The organism is Hyella patelloides LEGE 07179, from assembly GCF_900659865.1.
Classification (GTDB): domain Bacteria; phylum Cyanobacteriota; class Cyanobacteriia; order Cyanobacteriales; family Xenococcaceae; genus Hyella; species Hyella patelloides.
This window is the reverse complement of record NZ_LR214279.1, coordinates 1-1,781: the sequence shown is the minus strand read 5'-3', so window position 1 is coordinate 1,781 and position 1,781 is coordinate 1. Positions and strand designations below refer to the sequence as shown.

The 1,781-nt window shown below is 42.1% G+C and carries 1 protein-coding gene; it reads right to left on the bottom strand.

Features of this window, described 5'->3' with window-relative positions; genetic code table 11:
• Positions 1-480: 480 nt before the first annotated feature.
• Positions 481-1,781, bottom strand: a 1,301-nt coding sequence (locus H1P_RS33105; protein ID WP_144875704.1) for a multicopper oxidase family protein, incomplete at its 5' end; no start/stop codon positions are given.

Sequence of the window (1,781 nt, the reverse complement as noted above, 5' to 3'; positions counted from 1 at the left end):
CCTCCTCTATACGAATGGCACAAGAAGCACAACTCATGCCCCTGAGTTTGAGATTGGCACTCTCTAAATTTTTGGTAGAAGTTGAATTCATGATTGATAACTGAAGCGATGTATTTAAGTGGGATTGAAACCAGCCGATGTAATTACATCTCTTACAGATGCAAGAGATGCTTGGGTTTCGACTGTTACCTGCTTAGTTTTGGTATCTGCTTTGACTGAAGCCATTGAATCTAGATTGTGAATCGGGAGAAGTGATGGTTTTAGCGCAAGCACCATATGCGAAGCGGTATCCGTGATAGACAAGCCATATCAGGAACTTTTAGTTGTATGGTCATGATTTATGTTTAGTTTGTTTGGTTCTAAAATCAGCTTAAACTCTCTAGTTGGGTAGAGAGTCAAGTAGATTTATCTGGAAGTTACATTTCTTGTTTGAAGAAAGATTGTGTCTTCTGTAATAGCAATAGCTTACGGAGCGCACTACTAAGCATTAATCATCAAATTTCCCATCATGCCTAAATCTTCATGATCGAGAACATGACAGTGATAGACGGTTTTCCCTGCAAAATCGCGGAAGGGAATGCGAATGCGAACGGTTTCACCTCTTTTTACTAGCACTGTATCTCGCCAAGCCAGTAATGATTCTGGTGTTCCGTTACGACTAATAACTTGAAAAGCATTGCCGTGAATGTGAAAGGGATGATCCATCACTCCTGTATTGGCTAGTTCCCAATCTTCTACTGTATTTAGCTTGACTTGAGTATGAAGGCGATCTCCACTATAAGGTTCACCATTGATTAAAAAAGCCATTCCCACCGCAGGACTCATACCGTGATTGAGTTCAAACCATCTCACTGTCTGAGGTTCTGACAAGGCAGAGATAGATGTAAGTTTGGTTGGGAGAGGAAGAGATTCTACAACAGATTCGTAGTGAAGCGTCGCTAAAGCTATAGGTTCATCGCGGTCATTTCTGCCCATCATGCCTCCACCACCCATCATTCCACCACCCATCATGCCCATACTGCCTCGGTCATAGGGTAAATTGAGTAAGCGATATTGTCCCGATTCTTTGTCTCCCCTTATCAAAACATCGGCTCTTTGTCCTGGTGTTAGGAGTAATTCATTTACTTCTATTGGTTCGCTTAAGCTATTACCATCGGTGGCAATCTGATAAAAGGAATGATCTTCCAAAGCCAATCGGTAAAAACGGGAGGGGGAAGCATTGAGAATGCGTAAACGCAACAATCCGTTAGTAGGTAACGAGATATTAGGATTTACTCGACCATTTACAGCAATTACATTCCCTTCTCTTCCCATCATTAAGGACATATGCGCTGAGGATGAACGTCTTCCTCTATCATCAATAGAAAAGTCTTGCAGTACCATCCATTCTTCTTGGGCTGCTTTGATTTCAGGAATTTCATCTAACTCACCACGCACGATAAATAAACCTGCTAACCCACCAAATAGTTGTTCAGCAACCAAGCCGTGTAGATGAGGATGATACCAAAATGTTCCCGATGGATGATTGTCAGGGATTGGAAATTCGTAGGTTAGTTTTTTTCCTGGTTCAATTTTCAGGAAAACATTATCAGCATTACCTGTGAGCGGAATATGTAACCCGTGATAATGAATATTGGTGGGTTGCTCAAGGTTATTAGTAAAGTGAATGCGAACCTTGTCCCCTGGTTTGGCTTCTAAGCGAGGTGCAGGAATTTGTCCGTTATAGGTTAAGAGGTATGCCTGTCTGTCGCCTAAATTTACGGGACGTTCGCTGGCTTCTA